The following is a 24,980-nucleotide window of genomic DNA, read 5'->3' as shown; positions in this document are numbered from 1 at the left end:
TATTTTTGCGCCACAACCGGATCCGTTTCACTTGAGACAGTGAAAAAATATATAGAAAGCCAGCGCACGGATGACCACAAAAGAAAATATGAAAAAACAGGACGATACAGCAAAGCGAAACGCTGAGCGCCAGCGATTCATCCCCCACCGACTATGTCGGAAGGAGTTTTCTCGCTGATACATCATAATACTGAAAAATGAAGTAATAAAGATGAAGGACGCTCAATAATGGGCGTCCTTTTTAGACAATTATAAAAATGATTATTTAGTTACAGAAAACCAGTTCCTTTTCTTCATTATCCCGCCCTCCAATTCAAAACAAAAACTATATGTATATGATTGCGAGAACATTATAACAAATTGAAAAATGTATCGCATTATTTTCATATTAAAAAATCATCTGCTATAATTGTTTTTGGGAATAGGCTAAAGAATGGTTTTACAACCATGATTTAGAAATAGCAAAATACAAAAGATAAGAGGAGGGTAAGATGAAACATATCAGGGCATTTATAACTAACTTGGTATTATTGACATTAGCATTGTGCTTATTCAGTGGGGGTAAGGCTGTTGCCAGAGCAAGCTTAATTGCCTATAGACTTTGGATAGGGGGTACACAGGTTACATATGATAACCGCAATCGTATTACCTGGCCAAATGGTAGCGGCTATGCAACATATGATTCTGATAAGCATATTTTAACATTCTACGATGCAATAATCACAACAACGACAACTGAAGAAATATCCGGGGAATCGACTAAAGCGGGTGTTTATGCAAATTTTACAACTGATCTTACTATAAAAGGTGACGTTACTTTTGAACTTCCAAAGGATTCATGCGGTATTTATTATAAAACCTTAGACCACATGTACGCTGGACGAACAGTGACAATAGATGGCAACATAACAATGAAAGAATCTGGCGGTGGTATTTGGATCGATGATAGTAATTTGCACTTTAAAAGCGGAAAGACATCCATCAAATCTGCCAATATGGCTGTTGCGGTACGAGGTGGAAAAATTACATTTGAAGATTCAGAAATGATTGTTACAGAACCGGAAGTCTACCAAATACTTACGAAGGTAGATTTGAAGTGTATCGCAACATACAGCGGGTCTCCTGCAAATAAGGTTACAATTGAGAAAAAATATGGAAATAAAGGGACATATACTATACAACTGACAAGTCCTTCCGTTGTGCTTAGAGGAAGAGAAGCTTTAACAGCTTTTTACACTGCTAATTATGTCAAGAAAAGTATGTTAGTAGGAACAGATTCTGACTTACATAATTTTGTATTTGATCTAAATAGTGATGGCATAGGTGATATAAAGGCAGAAGTAACATTAGATACTTATGATGTCTCGCGATCAATCATGGTGATAAATGTTCTGGATGAATGTACTTACTCTGGTGATTTTATAATTGATGAAAAAGATTTGAAGCTTGATTTTTTGAATGGAAGCAAGTTACCGTATTATGCTCCAATGATCATCAAAATACCACAGCTGAATAATGGCGAATGCACCTTGGATATGACCGGAGGAGAAGCTGACATTAGTGCTTTTTACTGTGCTAATCCTTATGATCCCTTCTATAATACATTATATTGGGTAGAACAGATCGATCATGCTCTGACAACTACATATTCTGAACCAAGGTTCTATGAATTGGATGTTGACAATAATGGAACTCCGGATATCATTTTGAAAGATTTTGACGGTAAATGTATTCTTCATGAGAGCAACTCTGTCCATGGAGATAAGGTTATAGTTCTTTCAAATGCTGCAAAACAGAAGTGCATAAAAGAAAGAAATCCATATTTCTCCAAATTGACCATCAAATTCCCCAAAGCTGATACGCCTGGTTCTGAATCCGATGATACAGATAAGCCTTCAACATCCGCGGTGACAACAAGTAATACAGATACGCAAGTTGAAATAAATGCCGAAGAACCCGGAAAGCTGGATAAAACTCAGAAGGGTACAAGCTTTACCAAGCTAAAGGCCGGCAAGAAATCCATAACATTATCGTGGAAGAAGCAGAACGCAAAAGGAATTAAGGGCTACGAGATTCAGTATAGTATGGATAAGTCCTTTAAAAAGAATGTTAAGACAGTAACGATAAATAAGACCAAAACAACATCTAAAACCATTAAAAAGCTCACATCCAAAAAGAAATACTACGTAAGAATCCGTACCTTCAGAAAAAAGGGAGCTGAGAAACTCTACTCAAAATGGAGTAAGACTAAGAACGTTAAGGTTAAGTAGTATTACAAAAATCATTTCAGGTAATACAGAAATTTATCTAATATTAATGACAACAGCGCGGTGGTTTGATAAAATATAGTCATGTTGCATAGGAAATGCTAAGAAATCGCAATATATATAAGGCAATTTCCTAAAAAATACTAGATAAGGGGGTATTACAAACCATGGCAACTAAGGAGAAGAGAAACGTTATTGTTGGACAGTCCGGAGGACCTACTGCTGCAATCAATTCATCGCTTGCCGGTGTTTATCGTACAGCTATCGATCGTGGGTATAAGAAAGTGTACGGTATGATCCACGGGGTTCAGGGACTTATGGAAGGTCGTTATGTTGATCTTGCTGATCACATTAAGACCGGACTTGATGCAGAGCTTCTGAAGAGAACACCTTCTGCATATCTTGGCTCTTGTCGTTACAAGCTTCCCGAGATTTTCGAGAGCAAAGAGACCTATGAGAAGATTTTCCAGATTCTTACAGATCTCGAGATCGATTGCTTTATCTACATCGGTGGTAACGACTCAATGGATACCATCAAGAAGCTTTCTGATTACGCAATCATTTCCGGTTCTACAGTAAGATTCGTTGGTTGTCCTAAGACAATTGATAATGACCTTGCACTTACTGACCACACACCGGGATACGGCTCAGCTGCTAAGTACATCGGTACATCTGTAAAAGAGATCATCCGTGATGGATGGAGTCTTGAGACAGAGCATGGTCAGGTTGTAATTGTTGAGATCATGGGTAGAAATGCAGGATGGCTTACAGGCTCAGCTGCTCTTTCAAGAGGAGAAGACTGTGACGGACCTGATGCAATCTATCTTCCTGAGCTTCCTTTCGATGTTAAGAAGTTCATCGATAAGGTTAAGAAGCTCCTTAAGGAGAAGGCAAACGTTGTTATTGCTATTTCCGAAGGTATTCATGACAAAGATGGCAAATACATCAGCGAGTACGACAACGGCGTTGAGTATGTAGATGCATTCGGACACAAGCAGCTTACTGGTACAGCAAGATATCTTTGCACAGTACTTTCACAGGAAATCGGCTGCAAGACCAGAGCTATCGAGCTTTCAACACTTCAGAGAGCTGCTAGCCACTGTGCATCTCGTGTAGATATTCTTGAAGCTTACGAGGTTGGTGGTGCTGCCATGAAGGCTGCTGATGAAGGTGACAGCGGTAAGATGGTAGTTATCGAGAGACTTTCAGATGATCCTTATCAGGCTGGAACAGAGGTTAAGGATGTTCACAAGATTGCTAATGATGAGCGTCTCGTTCCCAGAGAATGGATCAACAAGGAAGGCACTTATGTAACAGATGAGTTTATCACTTATGTTCGTCCTCTTATCCAGGGTGATGTAGGACCGATCATGGTAGATGGTATTCCGAGACATCTGTTTGTACCCGGCTTCCAGGAACTCTTATAATTTAATATCGAATAATAATTTAGGGAATCTGCTTTTGCGGATTCCCTTTTTTAAGCGCAGATAATTCTATTGAAATTTCCAAAGATTTGTCCGGATATGCGCAGATTTAAGAGTAATTTTACTTTATGTTTTTTAGCATTTTATAGAATTATTTTATAATTATGGTTGAGGTATTATCGATTAATCGTTTTTTTATTTTTCTAAACGAGGACAAAACATGAGTAGATTAGTCAGAATTTTAATCGTAACAACATTACTCATTTCTATTACAGCGTGCTCCAGTCCAAAGGCAGTTATCGGAGAAGACGCCCATTTAAAGTATGATAACTTGAATGTTATCGATATAAATCTGACTGAGGAAGAATACGGCATCGGTGTCGATAAGAATCAGCCGGAGCTCCTTAATCAGATCAATGCTTTTATCAAGGAATGTGAAGCAAACGGAAAATTTGAAGAGATATGCTCACACTACGAAGGGGGAGAGCCTGTTCCTGTAGAATCTGTTGAGAGAAACAACACAAAGGATCAGCTTATTGTGGCTACCACAGGTGATTTCGCTCCCTTTGATTATAATATTGCCGATAAATCCTATGGTATAGATAAGGAATTCGTTGCAGCTCTTGCGGAATATCTTGGTAAAGAGCTTGTTCTTGAATATATAAATTTCGACATTATGTTTATGACGGTTGCCCAGCATAAAGCTGATATATGCATTGCCGGCATAACGATTAATGATGCCAGGAAAAAGTATGTAGATTTTTCTGATCCATATTATCATGCAGGACAGATAATTGTTACTACAGATAAATGTACGTTATTTGATAACGTTAAAAATGCAGCTGAAATAGAAGAAGTTTTAAATAATCCTGATAACAATCTTACGGTTGCTGTTGAAAACATGACAACAGGCCACTACTACTGTGAAGGAAACAGTGATTTTGGATATGCCGGATTCCCTGTGACTACAGTACCTTTGGCAACCCTTGATGATTGTCTTGAAGAGCTTGAGGGAGGCGGCGTTGATATCGTAATAGGAGATGCTGCCGTCCTTAAATATATTATCGATAAGTAGCATATAATGGAGCATATATGAATAAGGTTAGAGAAAATATCTGGACAATATTTTTCCTTCTTTTACTCATAATACTTACATTCATTATTATCTTTATCATGGTAACTAACAGGCCTGAGAAAGAGACAGAAATCAAAATCGGCGGAATTTTTATTGATTCGATAGATGATGATGGTTGGAGTGAGATACATTATGAGGGCTTAAGTGCGGCTTGTGAAAAGCTGGGCCTTCCCCTTGAAATAGTTGAATATGTAAATGAAAATGCAGAAGATACCGCTCCTGCAGTAGAAGAGCTTGTGAAAAAGGGCTGTAATGTTATTTTCCTAACCAGTGGCGGATTTGGTAATAATTGTCAGAAGATTCTTGAAAGCTATCCTGATGTAATTTTCTATACAGTATCTGAAGAATGCGACGCATTCAATACCTCTACATATTTTGGCAGAATCTATGAAATGAGATATCTGGCGGGTATTATTGCGGGTTGCATGACAGAAAGCGATACCCTTGGCTATGTTGGTGGTACAAATTGTCCTCAGGTGGACCGAGGTGTCAATGCCTATTATCTTGGTGCAAAATCAGTTAATCCCGATGTAAAACTAAAAGTCAGATTCATTGGTTCCTGGAGCGATGAAGAAGCAGAGCGCAAAGCAGCCGAAAAACTCATATTTGAGGACGGCGCTGATGTGCTTACTTTTCATGCAAGTCATCCTGTAACCATAGATGTGGCTGAAGAAAACGGAGTCTATTCGATTGGCTATAACAGCGTAAAGAAAGAACATTCAGATAAATTCCTTACGGCAGTTGTTTTTGAGTGGGAGCCTTTGTACGAAGGCATACTAGCCGATTATTTCAAGGGAAATATTGGCAGCAAAAATGCATATTGGTGGGGAGCTCAGTACGGTGTTGTAAGTCTTAGCCCTTTTTCCAGCGAAGTTCCCGAATATCTCGTTCCTATTATTGATGAGAATATGGAGAAGTTCCGAAACGGTTGGGATTGCTTTATGGGCAATATCTATAGAAATGACGGCACAAAGATGTGTAATGGGAAGGAGAGAATAAGTGATGATGCTCTTCTTTTCAGAATGGACTGGTTTGTGGAAGGAGTAGAGGTTTATGAGTGACAGACTCCGTTTCTACAACAGAGGCCTTATGGCGGTTTTGGTACTTTTTGGTCTTGTAATGATTGGCTTTGGCATACTTATCAGTCAGCGCCTTGATTACAGGATTAATGAGTATGCAGTAAGTCTGATTCAGCAGGAGTCAAAGGATGCCGGAAATCTCTATTCCCAGAGACTGATGACTGAGATGTATACCCTTCATAGGATGGGACAACTTCTGATTGCATACGAAGAAGAAGATAATAATAACAATCTTGAAAAAACAATAAAGGTTATGGAAAGTGTCTACAAGCATGATGTAGGTGTGGTTGTAGGTATAATGGCAGCTGACGGAGAAGCATTATATGGTGATGCTCTTTCCGTTGATGATTATGAGGGAATACTTACATCTCTTCATGGATATTCTGCGGTTTCATACCAAAGAAGCGGTGGCATTCTATTTTCATATCCCGTTCTTCAGGAAGACAATGTCAGATATGTTTTATATAAGCTGTGCTCTGCAAGCTATATTCGGAAATATTATGATGTTGACGAGTTTAAAGCTCTTGGTACACCCTTACTCATGAGTAAGGATGGCAACATTATCGTATATAAAAGCTCCATGACAAACGCTGACCATAGATTCTATGAAAGTAATTCTGCGCAGGATGTGTTTTCCAAGCTAAGAATGCGCGGCGACCTTACGGCGTCAGCTGTTTCCATGGAAAATACCATTAATGGTAAGCAAATATTCTATTCTGCAGAAGTAGAGAACACTGACCTTTTCATAGCAGGAAGTGTGGACAGGGATACCGTAGTACATAAGATTATGTTCCTAAAATCAACAGGTATGACGGTTTATTTTGGTCTGTTACTGCTTGTGATGGTACTTGCAATGTATCTTATAAGCGCATCAGTTAAAGTACGCGAAAGCAAGGAGCTTATTCAGGCAAAAGCTCTGGCAGAGCAGGCATCCCAGGCAAAAAGTGATTTCCTTGCAAATATGTCTCATGAAATCAGAACGCCTATCAATGCAATTCTTGGTATGGATGAAATGATTCTCAGAGAGTATCAGGATCCTGACCTTAAGACCTATGCTTTTAATATCAAGAATGCTGCAAATACTCTGCTTAACCTGGTTAATGACGTGCTTGATTTTTCAAGGATTGAATCAGGCAAAATGAGCATTATTCCGCAGGAATATGAATTGTCAGTACTTATCTCTGAAGTCTTGTTCATGATGAATGACAGAGTTGCCAAAAAGGGACTTTATCTGCATATTAACGTAAATCAGAACACTCCCGGTAAGCTGTATGGTGATCCCACCAGAATTAAACAGATAATAATCAACCTACTTACAAATGCTATTAAATATACAGAAAAAGGCGGCGCAGATCTCATAATTGATTTTGAAAAAACAGATGAAGATGACACTATATTCTTAAAGGTTGGCGTGACAGATACAGGCATTGGAATGAAGCCTGAGGATGTAGAGAAGATTTTTAATGCCTTTGAGAGATTTGATGAGATTAAAAACAGAACTATTGAGGGAACCGGCCTTGGAATGAGTATCGTTAAAAAACTCCTTGATCTTATGGACGGTGATATCGATATAAAGAGTACATACGGTGTCGGCAGTGAGTTTGATGTTAAGTTAAAGCAAAAGGTTGTATCCTACGAACCTATTGGAGAATACAAGCTGGCAATAGAAAAAGCTATTGTAGAAAAAGAAGACTACAGACCAAGCTTTGTGGCACCGGGAGTCAATATACTTGCTGTTGATGATACGGAAATCAACCTGTCAGTTATGAGGGGATTGTTAAAACAGACAAAGGTCAATCTTGTGTGCTGTACCAGTGGTAAAGAGGTTCTTGAAAAGCTTGAAAACGAAAAGTTCGACATCATGCTTATAGACCACAGAATGCCTGAAATGGACGGAGTTGAACTTCTTAAGAGAATCAGAAGCAATACAGAAAATGAGAACCACAACAGTATATGTATAGCACTTACTGCCAATGTCATTGAAGGTGTAAGAGAAATATATCTTAATGCCGGTTTCAATGACTATATGGGAAAACCCGTTAATGGACCAAACCTTGAAAGAATGCTTCTAAAATACATACCCAAGGAAAAGCTATCAGATGAAACCCCGGATGAATCAATGGAAATTGCAGGAGAGAAGGTATCTGATGTGGCAGATAATTCTTATGTTCCTGCAAATGATTCGGGTGATGATGCTAAAGTATGGGAAGCTATTGAAAAGCTTGATAAGGACGGCATTATCAACATCGAAGACGGTATCAATTTTTCGGGAAGCAAAGGCTTATTCCTGGATACACTAAGATTTTTCAAGGAATCTATTGATAATAAAGCAGATGAAATTGAAGAGTACTACTTCAAGGATGACTTCAAAAACTATTCAGCAAAAGTACATGCACTAAAAAGCTCTGCCAGACTTATCGGAGCTAAAAATCTATCCGATAAGGCAAGGGAACTTGAAGAAGCAGCAAACAGAGACGATATTGATTTTGTTAGGGATAATAATTACGAACTTATATCTGAGTACAGGTCATTTAGAGAGATTCTTAAAGACATTTGAGGTGCCTTATGGATAAAAGAAGAATCCTGGTCGTGGATGATGATGAGATAATCATACGACTTACTAAAGGAATACTTTCAGATAAATATGATATTGTTACGGCAGATTCAGGACAAAGGGCCATTGACATCTATGCGGATGTTAAGCCCGATATGATTCTGTCTGATCTTATCATGCCCGGAATGACCGGCTTTGAGATGATGGAGAATCTCAGAGCCAAATACAATATTATCATCCCTGTAATGTTCATGACTGCACTTTCAAGTGATGAAACTGAGGAACAAAGTCTTACCATAGGTGCTGTTGATTACATAAGAAAACCCTTCAAGGCTGATGTACTTCTTCGAAGAGTTGATAACATCATGGCAAACTTAAACCAGATAAGAGGTCTTAGGGCTGCTGCCGAAAATGATCCAATGACAGGACTTTTAAATAAGACTACCAGCATGCGTGAAATAGACCAGGCTGTAAGAAATGGTCAGGGCATACTTATGATGATAGACCTCGACAGCTTTAAGCTGGTTAATGATATCTACGGTCATGAAAAGGGCGATCAGATTCTTATAAGGTTCGCTGAAATACTAAAGAGTATCATGAGATCCTCTGACATAATCGGAAGAGTCGGTGGTGATGAGTTCATAGCATTTTGTCAGAATACAAAAGAAGAGAGAATGCTAAGGGAGAGGACCGAGTTCTTAAACAGAAAGCTCTTTAACTTCGCAAAAGAATGTCTTGCAGAAGACATGAACATTCCTCTTGGATGCTCCATAGGCGCAGCAATCTGTCCTGATGAGGGAAATGATTTTAACACGCTTTTTAAAAAGGCTGATGAAGCACTATATGAAGCTAAGCATAACGGAAAACACGGTTATGTAATTTATAAGCACGGCGAGGATGAAGTAAATGAAAATAAACCGGATAATAACTCAGAGATCCGAATGATTCTTGGAGAACGAGAAGGTCAGCGGGGAGCCTTTGTTTTACCTATGGAACAGCTGAAGACGGTTTACAGATTTCTTATCCGGGTAGAGAAAAACTATCCCAGTGATATTCATTTTATTGTTTTTACATTGGAGAGCAGAAACGGTCATGTAAGTGAATACAGAGATAAGTATATGGAGGTCATGGCTTCATGCCTCAGAGGAAGCGATATCGTGGCAAAGTATGGTGATGATAAAGTGATAGCGATACTGCTTAAAGCCTCAGCTGAGGACTATCATGTCCCTCTTGAGAGAGTAATGATGAAATGGAATGAAATGCATGAATCGCTGGAAGTAGAAATCAACTACACTGTTGAAAATCTGATGACGTAGTTTTAAATAAAGATAATAAAAAATAATGTTAGGAAAAATGGCTTAATTTCAGATTTGGAATTAAGTCATTTTCTTTTGAATATAGAAAATATTTATTTTAGCGTAATTAATTAGTGCAAAATTATATTTCCTATTTTTCTTTCGTCAAGAATATTGTATGATAATATATAAACAAATTAATAATGATATTACGATAACATTTAGAAACATAATTGGAAACGAAGGGGGTAAAAATGATGAAAAGGAATAAAATTATAACTTCATTAATGGCAGCACTTTTGATATCTTCAATGCTTACAGCCTGCGGTGGACAAAGCGAACAGACAACTGACGTTCCAGAAGAGGATGTACCTGCAGCTTCTGAGGTTCAGGAAACTGAAGAAGAAACTGAAATAGAAGAGCCTGAAACCGAAACCTTGGAAGAAGAACCGGAAGCGGCCGAAGAGGAAACAACAGAAGAAACAGAACCGGAAGTAACCGAGGAGGAAACAGAAGTCTCATCTGAAGAAACCACAGATGATGTGGTGGATGAATCAGGCAGCACCGATTTTAGCGACTATAAATCAGCTTACTTAAGCAAAGTAACTGAATATAATGACAATGGAACCGCAGACAATTTCGCACTTATAGAAATAAATGGTGTGGAAACGCCCATTCTTGCGGCAGCTAATTCTGAGGGACCTCTCGAGGAAGAGGGAAATGCTCATATTTTCATAGCACCTGATGGAAATTTAAGTGAGCTTCTCAGCGTATCACAGGGGTATGACGGAAATCATATTTATATTTCCGACGCAGAAAACACCGTTCTTTGGACCAGTGGCATGTCAGGCACAGAGATCTTTATGGTGTATACCATAAATGGTAGTGAGCTTGAAATAACTGATGAACTTTATGCTGTGTATGATATTGAAAATGAAACATATACATACCGTCTTGGTGAAACAGAAATATCCTTGGCTGAGTATCAGGATAAATTTGCGGAAATAATAACTTCAAAAGGCCCCTACACAGGCGTAGATGTCGATGGACTTAATAAAGTCAATATTTCGAACACGGATGGCTTTCTGAATTATGAGCCTTTATCTACTGACAAGTATCTTAGCTTTGACGAAATAAAGGCCCAGCTTGAAAAATAATAAATACAGTTACTGAAATTCTGCTTTGCTTAATATGGGGATAATAGCATGCCGAAAAGAAAAAGTAATCTAAACACCATCTACATATCTGAACGTTTACAGGAGAGTCTAAGACCAATATCAGACAGTGCGCTAACTACTATCATTGCGCCTATGGGATATGGTAAAACTACTGCTATAAACTGGTTCCTTTCACAAAAGACAAAGGAAGATAATTGCAAGATTATCAGAATAAGTGCATATTCTGATAATCTGACTATTTTCTGGAGAAGTGTTACGGATGCCTTTGTTCATGCAGGACTTTCGTTTATGCAGAATTATCCTTTTCCTACAGATGCAGCTGCAGGAGGACTGCTGGCTGATGATATGTGTTATGAGCTTTCGGATTACAAGGAATGCTATATTTTTATAGATGATTTTCATTTGCTTAGAGATTTCAGGGTATCTGCTTTTATAAGCACTCTGGCTAACAGAATTCCTGAAACAGTGCATATTATAATTGCAAGCCGCGACAGATTTTTGTCTTCATCTGAAATCCTACGACTTGGCGCAAAGCTTTATCAGATAGGAATAGATCAGCTTCGCCTTAATCATACAGAGCTGTCTGTTTATGCCCACAGATGCGGGACTGACCTTACAGATGAGCAGATAAAGAGCCTTCTGTATTCCTGCGAGGGCTGGTTCTCTGCTATATATCTTAATCTCAGGACACTGCTTGAGAGAGGATCTCTACCTGATTCTAATTCTGATATTTATACTATTTTCACAGCAGCGATGATCGAGCCGCTTCCCGGAGTACAAAGAGAATTCATTGCTGTCATGGGACTTGCAGATGAATTCTCTGTTTCCATGGCTGAATTCGTAACAGGCTTGGAAGATGCAGAAACCTTAGTAAATACTTTAACTGAGAGAAATGCTTTTGTTACAAAGCTTCCTGAAGGACAAAAATATCGTTTCCATCACATGATGAAAGAATGTGCGGAGCGTTCCTTTAAGACATTACCAAAAGAAAAGCAGGATTTTTACAGAAACAGATATGGTAAATGGTATGAGGAGCATCAGCTGTATTTACATGCCATAGCTCATTACAGAATAAGTGAAAACTATGATGCCTTTCTTAAGGTAATAAAGCTTGATGCAGGAATACTGCTTAGTACCTTGAAACCACAACTGATTCTTGATGAACTTGCTAAAATTCCTGACGATATCCTTTTGGAGAATCCTTTCTCGATACTTGTTCTTATGAGGTGCATGTTCAACTGGCGTCAGATTCCTAAAATGATGGAGCTTAAGGAAAAGCTTGGAGCAGCTATAAAAAAACATCCTGAAATGCCTGAGGAAGAACGGGGCAATCTTATGGGTGAAAGCGATCTTATCATGAGCTTTTTAATGTATAACGATATTACTGCCATGAGTAAGATGCATAGAAAAGCCAGCGAGCAGATGACAGGCATAGCCATGAGCCTTAGAAATACAGGCGGCTGGTCCTTTAGCTCACCATCGATCATTATGATGTATCACAGAATACCGGGCGGCCTTGAAAGTGAAATGCAGGAGATGGATGAGTGCATGCCACATTATTATAAGATAACCGATGGTCATGGCCTTGGCGCTGAGAAAATCATGCGGGCCGAGATGAATTTCCTTCAGGGTGATTTTGATGATGCGCAGATAGAACTTGAAAGTGCATATATCCAGATTGAAAATACTAATCAGAAAAATATGGCGCTGTGTGCTGATTTTGCAGCAAGAAGACTTTCTCTTTTTACAAATAATGAAGAAAGATATACTGCAAAGCAGCGCTACGATGAGCTTTTAAAGGAGCATAATATTGCACTGATAAACATCTGGCATGCAACCTACGCCTATTACTATGCAGTTCTTGAACAGGCAGATAAAATACCGGATGTTTATCGTGATCATAAGCTTTCAACGATGAATATACTTGCGCCGGGAAAGCCTATGCATGAAATGATTGAAAATCAGGTATATCTTGCTCAGGGTTCCTATGCCAAGGTGATTGGAAGAAGCGAAGGGCTTTTTGCGGCATGCGATGGTCTGCATTACAACCTTGTAAAGATTCATGTTCAGATTCAGACAGCTGCCGCCTACGAGATGATGGGCAAAAGACTTGAAGCTCATAAAATGCTTGAAGAAGCGGTGAAGGCCTCCGTACCGGACAGGTTATATATGCCATTTGCCGAAAATTACAATTACATTAAGGATTTGCTTGATTTAGTTACGGATACAGAATATAAGAGTTTTGTCAGCAAAGTTAAGACATTTGGCGAAAATTTCGAAGGCAGAAGAAACAAGCTGAAGGGTAAATCAAAGAGTAAGGTTCCGGTAAGCTTACTTTCAAAAAGGGAGTTCGAAATTGCATCCCTTATGGAAACCAGACTGTCAAACAAGGAAATTGCAGAGCAGCTGTTTTTATCTGAGGGTAGCGTCAAACAGTACATAAATCAGATGTATACTAAGCTTGATATAAAAGGCGACAGACAAACAAAACGGAAACTTTTATTTGAGTACATAGATAAAATTGCTAACTAAAAGTTAATATATTGATTTTTTATTTCACCATACAATGTGTGTGGTGAAATTTTTTTTCGAAAATTTTTCGTTTAGAGGAGGGTATTAATTTGGATAGGGAGTACATATCAGCCGTAAAGCCGCTTGATAACTATGTTCTTCAGGTGGACTTTGTTTCCGGAAGTCGGCTCCTTCTCGATATGAAGCCACACCTTGATAAGGTCCGGTTTCATCATCTAAGGGATCCGCAGCAATGGAACAGTGTAGTAACCAATGGGATTTTCGTCAGATTCGGGGACGTGGAATTAAGTCATGATGAGATCCTGGCAATGACGGAACAGAAACACATGTAAGTTTTTGAAGGAAAAGGGGAATAAACATGAGTGATGAAAACATGAACAATAATGAGGGTACATCAGCGTTATTTGTATCTGCTCAAAAGAAAAAACAGGCTGAAGAAGAAGCAAGAAAAAAAGCTGAAGAGGAAAAGGCAAAACGCGAAGCTGCAGAAGCAGAGGTTCGAAGAATGGAACAGGAGGTTGAAGAAAGAAAACGACAAGCCGAGGAGCAGGCAAAAGCGCAAGCAGCTGCTGCCGCTGCGGCAACCAAGGCAGCTCCTATGCCTAAACCTGTAAAAGAGAAAACCGGCGGAAAATCAAAGCTCCCGATTTTCATAGGTATCGGAGTAGCCGTTGTTGCACTTATAGCGATTATTGCAGTAGTTGCAGGTGGCGGAGGTAAAAAGATAGATTATGACACCTTGGAATGCTATGGCGAATATAAATCAGGTAAAGAAGGCTACGATATAACCGTATTTTATCCGGATACATTGTATACAAACGTTGAAGAATCGGATTTGGATAATAGTATTTCGATCAGTTTTTCTACCGAAAACAGTAAGGATGCTGTACTTTTTGTATCTCTAAAGGATCTTGGAATAACATCTGAGGAACTTGCTGTTGCAGCAAAATCCTGCCTTGAATCAATGGTTGATTTTTCTAAGGAAATGATTGGAGATGAAGAGATCACTTCTGAAGAACTGACAGACCTTGCATCAGGTGAACCTGACTCTTATATGTATAAAACTTCATTTAAGTCAGCTGATGAATCAGTCGGTCATTCTGTCACATGGATTGAAAAGAACAGTGAAGGTCATATGGTTATGTCTTTTGCAATGACATACCAGAGAGCTTCTGATACTGATAATAGTGAAAAAGTTCTTGAACTGTTCAAGGAAAAGAATCTTTCTGATGCAGTTAAGATACCGGGATGTAACGAACCTACAGATTATGACTGGGATGGGCAATTGGTATTTTCTGAAGTAGGAGTTTACATACCAATGCCGAAGGACAGATTTAAGCTTTTAAATGAGGAGAATGGTAAAGCTATATATTCAGACGATAATGGGGCAATCATTATAGCTGCTGCTCCTGCCGTTGGTACAACTGAGGAATATACGTTTACCGAAGAAACAAAAGATATAGCATTTATGGAATTTAGTGATGCTTCAGAGACTTTTGATCTCAGTTCAATCTTTAACTCCGATAACAGAATGTTCCTTAATGACACAACGGATCCTTTCATTGGTTATGACTATACCGCGGAATACAGATTGAATATAAACGACATAACCTATTGGGAAAGAGATTATTTCCAGTATTGGGTAAAGAATGACGTAGTTTATATGGAAACGGTATTAACCTTTGTACCTGAGAAAAACAAAGATGTTTACACAACTATATTTGACAGAATGCTTAAAGAATCAGCTGCATTAATAAAATAAAAAGCATTTTAAGGGGGAAATATTAATGAGTGATGAAAATATGACAAACATTGATAATGATGATACATCGGCGCTGTTTGTCTCATCTCAGAAAAAGAAGAAAGCTGAAGAAGAAGCAAGAAAAAAAGCAGAAGAGGAAAAGGCAAAACGAGAAGCTGCCGAAGCCGAAGTCAGAAGGATGGAACAGGAGGTTGAAGAGAGAAGAAGGAAGGCAGAGGCTGAAAAAGAAGCTCTTGAAAATGCTGCAAAAAAAGAAGTTACAACTGTTGCTCCTCCTATAAGTGAGCCTGTTAAGGCAGCACCCGAGACTGTCGAAAAGCCTGTTGCAAAAAGCAAAAGCAAAAAGCCTTTGTTTATTGCATTAGGTGCTGTTGCAGCCGTTATTGTGATTTTCCTTATTGTCGGAAATCTTGGCGGTGGCGGCTTTGCTCCGGGGACTGACTATTCGGCTCTTGCAATTGACACTGAGTATAAGACGAAGGCGGATGGTTTTGATTTTACCTTCAGTTATCCCAAAAGTATTTATTCTGATGTTACCGAAACAAGGCTGGCTGACAATATGCTTGAGCTGGATTTTGTAGCAGATAACAAGAGCGAAGTAACAACAAATGTGGTCCTTACAGATTCTTATTCTGATAACACTTTGCTTGAAAGAAATAATATCGTTTTTTTTCATGTAAGTGATATTCAGAAAACACTAAAGGAAACCTCAAAGTCAATGCTTGAAAAGCTTATTCCGGGAGTAAGCGTAAGTGAACAGGTAGTTTCGGAATACTCTGAAAGCGATCCAAAGACCTATACCTGTACATACAAATTCACTTCGGAAAATTATAAGAGCGGAGCAGCTGTTGCATATTTAGCACCTAATGGCAGTGATGTGTATGAGGTTGTTCTTGTCAGCTGTGCTCATAGTGGTGAAATTCAGGAAGAGGTTGAGAAGATAAGAGATAAATTTGCAGGGGCTATTCCTGAAAATGCTTATTCAATGCCGGGAGCTAAGCCTCCGACTTCAACTGATGCTGATGACATCATCGAAGATACTATCAGTCATTTAGGGTTACATGTTCCGGGGGATAGGTTTGTACGTTACACAAAAACGCAAAATTACAATCTTTATTCAGATCTGAACGGAACATATTTAATAGTTCAGTCTTTGGATTCTAAGCTTGATTTTTCAACCAATGACTATGCGGATGAAGATGTTGATAAGTATATGCGTGATAATGCTGCAACAGGTATAAATTTCTACTTCAGTGATATTACATCGAGAACACTTGAAAATGAAAGCATTGACCTGGATCGTGTAACGCTGAATTTTGAGTACAAGGACACAATAGAGAACGTTACATATTACGAATATTATCATTTAAGCCATTGGACAGATATGAAAACCAATAAAAAATACTGGATAACTATTGTGGTTCTTTCACCCTATAAGGATAAGGATATCTATAAACAGATTTTTGAATCATCAATAGATAATCTTTTGGACATTTAACCGGTATGGAGGAAGGAGAAAAAAAGGAATGAGTTATTTACTGACTACCGTTTTTGAAAACGGTTTTTGTGAATTGTATCTTCCCAGTGTTGATAACCGTAAAGTTCCGCTTGAGATAAAGCCCTATATAAGCGGAAGAGATGATGACATAATTCTTCCTGTTGAGGTCTGGGATGGAGTATGGACGCTGACGGGGGATGGTCAGTTTGTCATCACTGAGAATGAAAAAAGAGTTGATAAAGTAACACTTAAGGAAGGTTTGTTCGTAAACTGTGAGTTTCCGGATGGGCAGGTTTTTTCACTTACTGCGGAAGAAATAACGGAAGGAAATAACCAGTTTAAGAAGTACCTTTTAAAGGGCGATGCGGGAACAAACATTGGTATAGGAAACGATGCTTCCAACGCTATTTGCTACAGTAATAAATTCGTATCACCCAAGCATGCACAGATAAGCATATCTGACGGAAAAGCTGTAATTAAGGATCTTGGAAGTATGAACGGAACCTTTGTTAACGGCAAAATGCTTGATGGTGAGCAAAGACTCCACTTTGGTGACATCATTTATATCATAGGTCTTAAGATTGTATATCTTGAAAATGTTCTTGCTATCAACAATCCAAAGAACAACTGCAAGATAACCGGACTTAAGGAAATTGCCATTTCATCATCAGGTAGTGGCTCTGAAGAACCGGAAGAATTCGAAGAAGAAAATTATTTCCTTAGAACCCCCAGAAAACTGGAGGTTATCGATGATGAGGCATTTGCACTTGAAAAATGTCCGCCTAAACAGAAGCAGGAAAAGCAGCCCCTTCTTTTCACAATAGGACCATCCTTTACCATGGTAATCCCCATGGCTCTTGGTGCTGTTCTAAGCACGGGAACAGGCTTTGGCGGAGCAGGTCTTGTAATGAGTTTGGGAGCTGCAGGCATAGGTGCTATGTGGGCTATTATTAATACCAAGCACCAGGACAAGGTGTTCATGGAGGCTGAGAATAAAAGAATCAGCACTTATGAAGAATATGCTGTTAAGATGACCGGTCAGATCAAGGATAAGATGGCATATAACATCGGAGTCCTTGAAAGAACCTATCCTTCTGCAGTGGAAGCAGCTGAGTTTGGTATTAACGAGACTCCCAGACTTTGGGAAAAGAGCTGGGTTCACGATGATTTCCTGGATGTTCGTCTCGGTAAAGGTAATATTCCTTCTTTCAATAAGATCGAAGTACCAAAAGAACAGGCAATGCAGGAGCATGATCCTCTAAATGACAGAATAGACGAGATCAAGCTTGCAATGTCAACTCTTAAGGATGTACCCGTATCACTTTCACTTTATAAAAACAGGTTTGTTGGAATCGTTTCTCCCGAAAGAGATAAGGCCCTTAATCTTGCAAGAGTTATAAGTGTTCAGCTTGCAAGTGCGCATCCTTATACTGATGTAAGATTCTGCGTTGTTTTCCCGTCAAAGGAACGTGATGACTGGAATTACATGAGATTTCTTCCTCATACATGGTCTCCTGATGGCAAGATCCGTCTTATGTGCTGCGATAAGAACAGCATAGGTGACGTTATGTTCTTTATGTCCGGCGTTATCAGGGACAGACTTGATAAGAACGGAAAAGAAGCTTCTTCAAGAGAAGAAGGCAAAAAGGTTCTTCCGCACTATGTATTTTTCATAGCTGACAGATCACTCCTTGAAGAAGAAGCTATATCAAAGTTCCTTCAGAATCCTACAGAGGACATGGGAATCACAGTAGTAATGCTTGCTGATTCACCTGATAAGCTTCCAAGCGGATGCACAGCGATCATTACTGATAAGGCCGACAATCAGAGCTTTATTTCAACTATTAATGCTTTCCCTTCAAGAGAAAATGTTACCTTCGATCAGCTTGCTGTTGCAATGGCAGATAAATTTGCAAGAGTTCTTTCGGGAGTACATCTTCGCGACGCAGGAGTGAGCGCAGGTATCCCTGATATGCTTACTTTCCTTGATATGTATAAGACATCCAAGGTTGATGATCTTTCTATCTACCATAGATGGCTTGAGAACAGAACCTATGAGAGTATGAGAGCTATGATCGGTTATAAGTCCGGTAATCAGCCTCTTTTCCTTGATATTCATGAAAAATATCATGGACCTCACGGCCTTGTTGCAGGTACTACCGGTTCCGGTAAATCAGAGACGCTGCAGAGCTACATTCTGTCACTTGCTATTAACTATCATCCCGATGAAGTGGCATTTATCCTTATCGACTATAAGGGCGGCGGAATGGCACAGAGCTTTGAGGGACTTCCTCATGTTTCAGGTGTTATCACAAACCTTGGCGGTAATGCCACAAACAGAGCACTGCTTTCAATAAATGCTGAGATCAAGCACAGACAGAAGCTCTTTAATGATTTCAAGGTTAAGCATATTGATGCGTATATTGAGCTTTACCGCTCAGGTGTTGCAACAGAGCCTATGCCTCACCTTCTTATCATCGCAGATGAGTTTGCTGAGCTGAAAAAAGAACAGCCTGAGTTCGTGCGTTCACTGGTATCGGCAGCCCGCGTAGGACGTTCACTTGGTGTAAACCTTATTCTTGCAACCCAGAAGCCTTCAGGCGTTGTAGATGATGAAATCTGGTCTAACACTAGATTCCGTCTCTGTCTGCGTGTTGCCGATAAGTCAGACTCCAACGAGATGATCAAGAAGCCCGACGCTGCTTATATTACAGGAACAGGTCGCGGATACTTCCAGGTTGGTTCTGATGAAATTTTCGAAGAATTCCAGTCCGGATGGTCAGGTGCAGCCTATGAGCCAGATGTGGAATTCAGTGATGAAAAGAATGCCAAGGTTGAGCTTATTAACCTTATTGGTAAAAATGGCGTTCCGAAGAAAAAGGATAAGAATAAGAAATCCGATAACATCCAGAAGGTTACACAGCTTGATGCTATTGTGAAATATGCAGCTAATGTGGCAAAAGAGCACGACATCCCAAATGTACGCCAGATTTGGCTGCCTGCTTTGGAAAAGAAAATCTATTTAAAGCACCTTGAAGCTGAGAAGCCTGAAGGCTTTTCATTCAAACTTCCCATCGGTATCGCAGATAATCCGGAGATCCAGAGCCAGTATACGGCTTATGTTGACTTTATGTCAGATGGCAACCTCCTTATCTGCGGTGCTGCAGGATCAGGTAAAACAACACTTTTGCAGACCATTATTTATGGCGCTGTTACAACCTATAAGCCTTCAGAGGTTAATGCTTATATCCTTGATTTCTCATCCCGTACCATGGCTGTATTTTCAGCTATGCCACATATCGGAAGCGTATGCTTTGACGGTGAGGATGAGAAGCTTGACGATACCTTTGAATTCTTCTCCACAGAGCTTTCAGAGAGAAAGAAAAAATTCGCAGGAATGGGTATCGGATCCTTCAAGGAATATGTACAGCACAATAGTGACTGCTCAGCACTTCTTCTTGTTATTGATAACTTCACTGCATTCTATGAGAACTATGACAAGTATGATGATGATCTTGCTGTTCTCACAAGAGAAGGTGCAAGCTATGGTATTTATACAATAATCACCACAAATAATTCAGGCGACCTTAGAAGCAGACTTAGACAGAACTTCAACACAGGTATTGCACTTCAGATGCCTGACCGCTTCGAGTATGAAGCAGTTGTTGGTGAGCACACAGAAATCGTGCCTGAAGGAAAAACTCCCGGCCGCGGACTTATCAAGGCTCCCGGCTGCGTAGAATTCCAGGTAGCTCTTCCTGTAGAGGAGACTGACGGACTTTCACAGGCTCAGAGTATTAAGAAAGCTCTTGGAGCAATTAATGTTGATCCCGAAGCAAAAGGTGCAAGAAAGCCCGGTCAGACACTGGATTCTCTGAGCATTAAGGATCTCCTTAAGGAAGCAAAGAGCCTTCCTGAAAACAAGCTTGCCATTGGTAAAACAATAGATGGTGAGAACACCATTTCCTTTGATATGGATCAGGAATACTGCATTAATATCATCGGACTTGGCCAGACAGGAAAGACAAATCTTCTTAAGGCTATCGCACTTGAAGCTAAGGAGAAAGGCTCCGAAGTAATTTTCTTTGATGGAAAGAACGAAGAACTTAAGGAATTTGCTTCATCTAACGGTTTTGATAAGTATGTCATCGATGATGCAGGTCTCTTTGGACTTATGCAGGATGAGATAGTAGGTAAGTTCGGTGAGCGCAACAAGATCGTGAACGAAGCGAGAAATTCAGGCGGATCAATCGTTGATGCAATGAAGGATCAGCAGAGGATCTTCATCCTTATAAATGATTACACATCCTTCATAGAGACTGTTTATTCAGAAGAATATGGCATGAACGGATTCTTCGAGACAGCTCTTGAAAAGGGCAAAGATCATAAGATCTACTTCATAGCAGCAATGACAGGTGATGATGTTTCAGACTGCGCAAGATACCAGGTATCAAGACAGTTCACATCAATGGAAAGCGGCGTTAACCTTGGCGGAATGTTTGATCAGCAGACAATCCTTCACTGGGAAATGTCCTCAGCAGATGCAGTAAGACAGCTTGCAGCAGGCTTTGGATATGCACTTTCCGATACCGGCGCACCTGTAAGAATCATTACACCGCTTGTTTAAGAGCTTTTGCCTGACTAAAGGAGGTTACAGATATGAGCAGAGTTTTTCTAGAGACAAGAGTTCCCGGCATAGCTAAAACCTATGAGTTTTCAGCAGATTCTGTTATGTCGGTTGGAACGATTAAAAAAGCAATGATAGATCAGATAAGTGCAGTTGAAAATATGACTGTTTTTCCTGATCCTGACAAGGTTCTTATGTGCAGCATAGATATGAACGGACTTCTCCAGGACAGTGAAACTCTTGGAAGTATTGGAATTAAAAGTGGCGGAACAATAATGCTGATATAAGAGAAGGTTACGGCTGCGCATCGTAAAATGCGGTGCGCAGAACCGTAGCAGCGATTTTGGAGGGAGAAAACATGGGTGATATGACAAATGTAGATGCTGACAAGCTAAGGCAGACAGCCCAGAAAATAGGCAATCTTGCCGGGGACTTAAACAGTAATGTCAGCAAAATAAATGATGCGCTAAACAATCTTTCTAAGGGCTGGACTTCTGAAGTAGCAACACAGTTCATGCAGAACTGGCACGCAGATCAGGATGCCCTTAAGGAGATGGTAGATCAGTATATAGAAGTACAGGATCTTATGACTGAACTGGCGCAGGATTTTGAAGCTTCTGAGAATGAAGTTGGTGGTATTGTTGGAAAGCTCAAATTAAGGTGAGCAGGTAAGGGGGAAATATGGCAGGAAATGAAACAAAGGTGGATACCGCGCTACTTGCTTCTACTGCAGAGACGCTTACTCCACTTGTTAAGAATTTAGAGAATATTTTCGAGCAGTTTCAGCAGGAGATTAAGAGCTCTAGAAGCGCATGGCAGGGTGATACTTCTGATGATATCAGAAATACAGCTGCCCAGCTTAAATCCAGTTCTGCTGAGATCACAAAGGTACTAAACGGTTATATCAGCGGACTTAAGGAACTGGCAGGCGTATATGACAAGGCCGAGAACAAGGTTTCAGACACCGGTAAATCTTTGAAATTTGATTCAACATTTCAGTGAGGTAGCAAATTATGGCTATTAAATTTAATTATCAACAGACAATGCAACAGGCAAAGAATCTTGAGCAGATGGCTTCAGATTTATCCGGTAAAACCAAGTCAAAGATTACAGGCGTTAAAGAAAACCTGAATGCAGCATGGACAGGTGATTCCGGAAAAGCTTTTATCAAATTTATGGGTGAGTGTGAAAGCGATCTTGATGCGAAGGCAAAATATCTTCGCGGAGTAGCTGATTACCTAAAGAAATCTGCAAAGAAGATTAAGGAAGCAGAAGAAGCTGCAAGAGCATCTGCTTCAGGTATTTCATAAAGAAAAGGGGTTATTATGGCAGCAAAGAATACATTAAATATCCAAAAAATGAGAGCAGCGGCTTCAGAACTGGATAATATTTATTCATCCATGCAAAAGCAGATGAAAACCCTGGATGAGACCATGATGAGCATTAAGAAAGTATGGGCAGGAGATGCAGCCAAGACCTATATAGATCAATATGATAAGAATTACAGGGCTTTTCAGGCAATGGCTACGGCAGTAATGTCAGCATCAAATGCACTCCAGGATTCCTGCAATACCTATGATCAGGCAGATAATACGGCAATGGATATTGTTCAGAAATTGGGCAAGCGTGGTTAAGGTGATTGTAGTTATATTCGATTTTCACAAGGCTTAAGAATGGAGGAAAATTATGTCGGATACAAATATTCAGGTCGATGCGGCCAAGCTAAGGTCTCTGGCCGAGTCCGTTGACAAGGTTCAGACTTCCCTGAGGGAATCCTGCTACGGCGCAAAATCACAGATAGATTCACTGAAAAATATCTGGACAGGTGAAGCAGCAACTACATATCAGACCAGTTTTCAGAAGCTCATGGATGATTGTAACGAAGCTTTGACAGTTCTGGGGAAAATGGTTAATTCACTTTATGACTCAGCAGACAGGTACGATAAGACCATGAAAACTGTTGAGAGTGATGTAAAAAATATCCCTAAGCTTCCTACAAACATGTTTCAGTGAAAAGGGGTGATGAAAAATGGCATATAAAGTATCTTATAAGGTTGTATCTGAGCAGGGGGAACAGTTAAAGAAAACTGCGAAGGATTTTGATAATTACGTAAACCAGCTAAATCAGATAGTATCAAAGCTTGGTAACGATGAACTTCTTCAATCTGTAAGAGAGGATCTAAAAAAATTCCAGAAACAGCTTGAAGAGGAAAGAACTGTATTTAATCTGGCAGGTCAGGTAATATCTGATGTTATTCAGAGTTATACCGGTGCTGAGAAAAAGAGCGTTCAGAAGGTAGATAAGGCTAAGGCCCACAGCAGAGATTTCTATAAGCGTCCGGTTGTTGTAGCTTCTGCAGGAGGCGGTGCTGCTGCAGGAGCAGGTGCAGCTGCAAGTGCTTCAGCAAGTGCCGGTGCTTCAGCATCAGTAAATGTGTCAGGCGGGGGAAATACAAGCGTTAATTACACCAACGTCGAGTCTACAGTAGTAAATCAGACTAACGTTTATGTAAATAATGCTGCACCTAGTACTGGTACGCCGGTTTCAAGTTCGCCTGTTTCCGGTGAATTTGATACATCCGGTATTACTCCAGGTATTGGAAGTGTTACAAGCGACATCGCATCAGGGGGCGGTGCTTCTAATATGGCAAGCGGTATCGCTGCGGCAGCCGTTGGAGCTGCTACAGCTGCCGCAGCAGGAGGAACTGCAGCCACATATCTTAAATCCAAAAAGGAAAATGAGAATGCGGATGAGTCAGAGGAAGTAGCCCAGACAACATAATGGCCCCAGGGGACGGAGTCACCGGTCCATTAGCTCAGACAACATAATTTTCATTAGAAAAAGGGGCTGTCGCACTAATGTGGCAGCCTTTTTGCTACCTGACATGTTGGATGAGAAAGATTCGGCTAAATAAAGAAAAGCTCCAGCCTTCATGCTAAAACTGAGTTTGCGTCAAAATCTACGTAATATCGATAATTGACACGCATAATAGTTTTTCTAAGTGTTATACGTGTATGATTGCCGTCTCGAAAACACGCATCTATGTAGAAATTCTTACCTTGCGTGTTTATTATGGGCTAGTTGTTAACTATTGTGATTGTAATTATGATAAATTGAAGTAAAAACAGCACGTAAAAAAACTCTAACTCTTGATATGCGTGTCATTGAAAAAACAAGGATACACGCAATTCGATAAACTATTGAAAAATGCGTGTAATGGCCCCAGGGGACGGAGTCACCGGTCCATTAGCTCAGACAACATAATTTTCATTAGAAAAAGGCTTAATCTCATAATTGGGATTAAGCCTTACTAGTGTGCCCGACGGCGCACGTTTCTAATGGGTGAAAGTCCCTAGCCCGCCCGACAGTGGGAAGGGCATAGCTGTACACCAAGGGTGTCCTTTCGTGGTATAACCACGTTAACGTGAGGGGAATCTGAAGGAAGGTGTAGGCAAATCTCCGACCTTACGAACAGAAACCATATATGAGGCTATGTTGATATGGGGGTAAGGCTACTAGACAAGTCAAAGCCCAATAACTGTACGGAACCGCGCATAGTAAATTTGGTTGGTGCATGGAGTGAAAGAAACGTGTGGTACTCGGGGAGGTCTCGTCAGCGGATGGAAAC

The 24,980-nt window shown here is 40.0% G+C and carries 19 protein-coding genes; all 19 read left to right on the top strand.

The window, feature by feature from the left end; translation table 11 throughout:
- Positions 1–491: 491 nt before the first annotated feature.
- Positions 492–2,270, top strand: coding sequence for a fibronectin type III domain-containing protein (locus tag G603_RS0115430; protein WP_026670787.1), 1,779 nt, complete (start codon positions 492–494; stop codon positions 2,268–2,270).
- A 164-nt stretch (positions 2,271–2,434) separates the two neighbouring features.
- A complete protein-coding gene (locus G603_RS0115425) occupies positions 2,435–3,694 on the top strand; it encodes a 6-phosphofructokinase (protein ID WP_026494674.1) in 1,260 nt (419 codons plus the stop codon).
- Positions 3,695–3,911: 217 nt separating this feature from the next.
- Positions 3,912–4,766: a transporter substrate-binding domain-containing protein gene (locus G603_RS0115420; protein WP_026523553.1), complete on the top strand. Its 855-nt coding sequence runs from the start codon at positions 3,912–3,914 to the stop codon at positions 4,764–4,766.
- A 17-nt stretch (positions 4,767–4,783) separates the two neighbouring features.
- Positions 4,784–5,887 (top strand): BMP family ABC transporter substrate-binding protein, encoded by a 1,104-nt coding sequence (locus G603_RS20700; RefSeq protein WP_051197523.1) that lies wholly within the window; start codon positions 4,784–4,786, stop codon positions 5,885–5,887.
- Complete coding sequence (locus G603_RS20695; protein WP_051207971.1) at positions 5,880–8,462, top strand: ATP-binding protein; 2,583 nt, start codon at positions 5,880–5,882, stop codon at positions 8,460–8,462. Before G603_RS20700 ends, G603_RS20695 begins: the two co-directional genes overlap by 8 nt.
- An 8-nt stretch (positions 8,463–8,470) precedes the next feature.
- A complete protein-coding gene (locus G603_RS0115405) occupies positions 8,471–9,775 on the top strand; it encodes a diguanylate cyclase domain-containing protein (RefSeq protein ID WP_026670786.1) in 1,305 nt (434 codons plus the stop codon).
- 233 nt (positions 9,776–10,008) lie between these two features.
- Entirely contained in the window at positions 10,009–10,911 is a 903-nt protein-coding gene (locus G603_RS0115400; RefSeq protein ID WP_026670785.1) for a hypothetical protein, read from the top strand.
- Between the two features lie 48 nt (positions 10,912–10,959).
- Positions 10,960–13,464: a helix-turn-helix transcriptional regulator gene (locus G603_RS0115395; protein WP_026670784.1), complete on the top strand. Its 2,505-nt coding sequence runs from the start codon at positions 10,960–10,962 to the stop codon at positions 13,462–13,464.
- A gap of 89 nt (positions 13,465–13,553) precedes the next feature.
- Entirely contained in the window at positions 13,554–13,796 is a 243-nt protein-coding gene (locus G603_RS0115390) for a DUF2442 domain-containing protein (RefSeq protein WP_026670783.1), read from the top strand.
- Between the two features lie 26 nt (positions 13,797–13,822).
- Positions 13,823–15,226: a hypothetical protein gene (locus tag G603_RS0115385; protein WP_026670782.1), complete on the top strand. Its 1,404-nt coding sequence runs from the start codon at positions 13,823–13,825 to the stop codon at positions 15,224–15,226.
- Between the two features lie 25 nt (positions 15,227–15,251).
- Entirely contained in the window at positions 15,252–16,724 is a 1,473-nt protein-coding gene (locus G603_RS0115380) for a hypothetical protein (protein ID WP_026670781.1), read from the top strand.
- A 28-nt stretch (positions 16,725–16,752) separates the two neighbouring features.
- Complete coding sequence (gene essC / locus G603_RS0115375) at positions 16,753–21,351, top strand: type VII secretion protein EssC (RefSeq protein ID WP_026670780.1); 4,599 nt, start codon at positions 16,753–16,755, stop codon at positions 21,349–21,351.
- A gap of 32 nt (positions 21,352–21,383) precedes the next feature.
- Positions 21,384–21,638: a ubiquitin-like domain-containing protein gene (locus tag G603_RS0115370; RefSeq protein WP_026670779.1), complete on the top strand. Its 255-nt coding sequence runs from the start codon at positions 21,384–21,386 to the stop codon at positions 21,636–21,638.
- 71 nt (positions 21,639–21,709) lie between these two features.
- The gene (locus tag G603_RS0115365; RefSeq protein ID WP_026670778.1) at positions 21,710–22,015 is read left to right on the top strand and encodes a WXG100 family type VII secretion target; all 306 of its coding nucleotides are present in this window, start codon (positions 21,710–21,712) and stop codon (positions 22,013–22,015) included.
- Between the two features lie 17 nt (positions 22,016–22,032).
- Entirely contained in the window at positions 22,033–22,353 is a 321-nt protein-coding gene (locus G603_RS0115360; RefSeq protein ID WP_026670777.1) for a WXG100 family type VII secretion target, read from the top strand.
- Positions 22,354–22,364: 11 nt separating this feature from the next.
- Positions 22,365–22,661, top strand: a complete 297-nt coding sequence (locus G603_RS0115355; RefSeq protein ID WP_026670776.1) for a WXG100 family type VII secretion target — start codon at positions 22,365–22,367, stop codon at positions 22,659–22,661.
- Positions 22,662–22,676: 15 nt separating this feature from the next.
- Positions 22,677–22,985 (top strand): WXG100 family type VII secretion target, encoded by a 309-nt coding sequence (locus tag G603_RS0115350; RefSeq protein ID WP_026670775.1) that lies wholly within the window; start codon positions 22,677–22,679, stop codon positions 22,983–22,985.
- A gap of 52 nt (positions 22,986–23,037) precedes the next feature.
- Positions 23,038–23,364, top strand: a complete 327-nt coding sequence (locus tag G603_RS0115345) for a WXG100 family type VII secretion target (protein WP_026670774.1) — start codon at positions 23,038–23,040, stop codon at positions 23,362–23,364.
- 16 nt (positions 23,365–23,380) lie between these two features.
- The gene (locus G603_RS0115340; RefSeq protein WP_026670773.1) at positions 23,381–24,133 is read left to right on the top strand and encodes a hypothetical protein; all 753 of its coding nucleotides are present in this window, start codon (positions 23,381–23,383) and stop codon (positions 24,131–24,133) included.
- Positions 24,134–24,980 lie beyond the last annotated feature (847 nt).

The organism is Butyrivibrio sp. AE3006 (assembly GCF_000424165.1).
GTDB lineage: Bacteria > Bacillota > Clostridia > Lachnospirales > Lachnospiraceae > Butyrivibrio.
The sequence above is the reverse complement of the archived record's forward strand: the minus strand, read 5'-3'. Positions and strand labels throughout refer to the sequence as shown.

Bases quoted from the DNA above. Each gene is read 5' to 3' on its own strand.
- G603_RS0115430 (WP_026670787.1), top strand. From the start codon at position 492: ATGAAACATATCAGGGCATTTATAACTAACTTGGTATTATTGACATTA.
- G603_RS0115425 (WP_026494674.1), top strand. From the start codon at position 2,435: ATGGCAACTAAGGAGAAGAGAAACGTTATTGTTGGACAGTCCGGAGGA.
- G603_RS0115420 (WP_026523553.1), top strand. From the start codon at position 3,912: ATGAGTAGATTAGTCAGAATTTTAATCGTAACAACATTACTCATTTCT.
- G603_RS20700 (WP_051197523.1), top strand. From the start codon at position 4,784: ATGAATAAGGTTAGAGAAAATATCTGGACAATATTTTTCCTTCTTTTA.
- G603_RS20695 (WP_051207971.1), top strand. From the start codon at position 5,880: ATGAGTGACAGACTCCGTTTCTACAACAGAGGCCTTATGGCGGTTTTG.
- G603_RS0115405 (WP_026670786.1), top strand. From the start codon at position 8,471: ATGGATAAAAGAAGAATCCTGGTCGTGGATGATGATGAGATAATCATA.
- G603_RS0115400 (WP_026670785.1), top strand. From the start codon at position 10,009: ATGATGAAAAGGAATAAAATTATAACTTCATTAATGGCAGCACTTTTG.
- G603_RS0115395 (WP_026670784.1), top strand. From the start codon at position 10,960: ATGCCGAAAAGAAAAAGTAATCTAAACACCATCTACATATCTGAACGT.
- G603_RS0115385 (WP_026670782.1), top strand. From the start codon at position 13,823: ATGAGTGATGAAAACATGAACAATAATGAGGGTACATCAGCGTTATTT.
- G603_RS0115380 (WP_026670781.1), top strand. From the start codon at position 15,252: ATGAGTGATGAAAATATGACAAACATTGATAATGATGATACATCGGCG.
- essC (WP_026670780.1), top strand. From the start codon at position 16,753: ATGAGTTATTTACTGACTACCGTTTTTGAAAACGGTTTTTGTGAATTG.
- G603_RS0115370 (WP_026670779.1), top strand. From the start codon at position 21,384: ATGAGCAGAGTTTTTCTAGAGACAAGAGTTCCCGGCATAGCTAAAACC.
- G603_RS0115365 (WP_026670778.1), top strand. From the start codon at position 21,710: ATGGGTGATATGACAAATGTAGATGCTGACAAGCTAAGGCAGACAGCC.
- G603_RS0115360 (WP_026670777.1), top strand. From the start codon at position 22,033: ATGGCAGGAAATGAAACAAAGGTGGATACCGCGCTACTTGCTTCTACT.
- G603_RS0115355 (WP_026670776.1), top strand. From the start codon at position 22,365: ATGGCTATTAAATTTAATTATCAACAGACAATGCAACAGGCAAAGAAT.
- G603_RS0115350 (WP_026670775.1), top strand. From the start codon at position 22,677: ATGGCAGCAAAGAATACATTAAATATCCAAAAAATGAGAGCAGCGGCT.
- G603_RS0115345 (WP_026670774.1), top strand. From the start codon at position 23,038: ATGTCGGATACAAATATTCAGGTCGATGCGGCCAAGCTAAGGTCTCTG.
- G603_RS0115340 (WP_026670773.1), top strand. From the start codon at position 23,381: ATGGCATATAAAGTATCTTATAAGGTTGTATCTGAGCAGGGGGAACAG.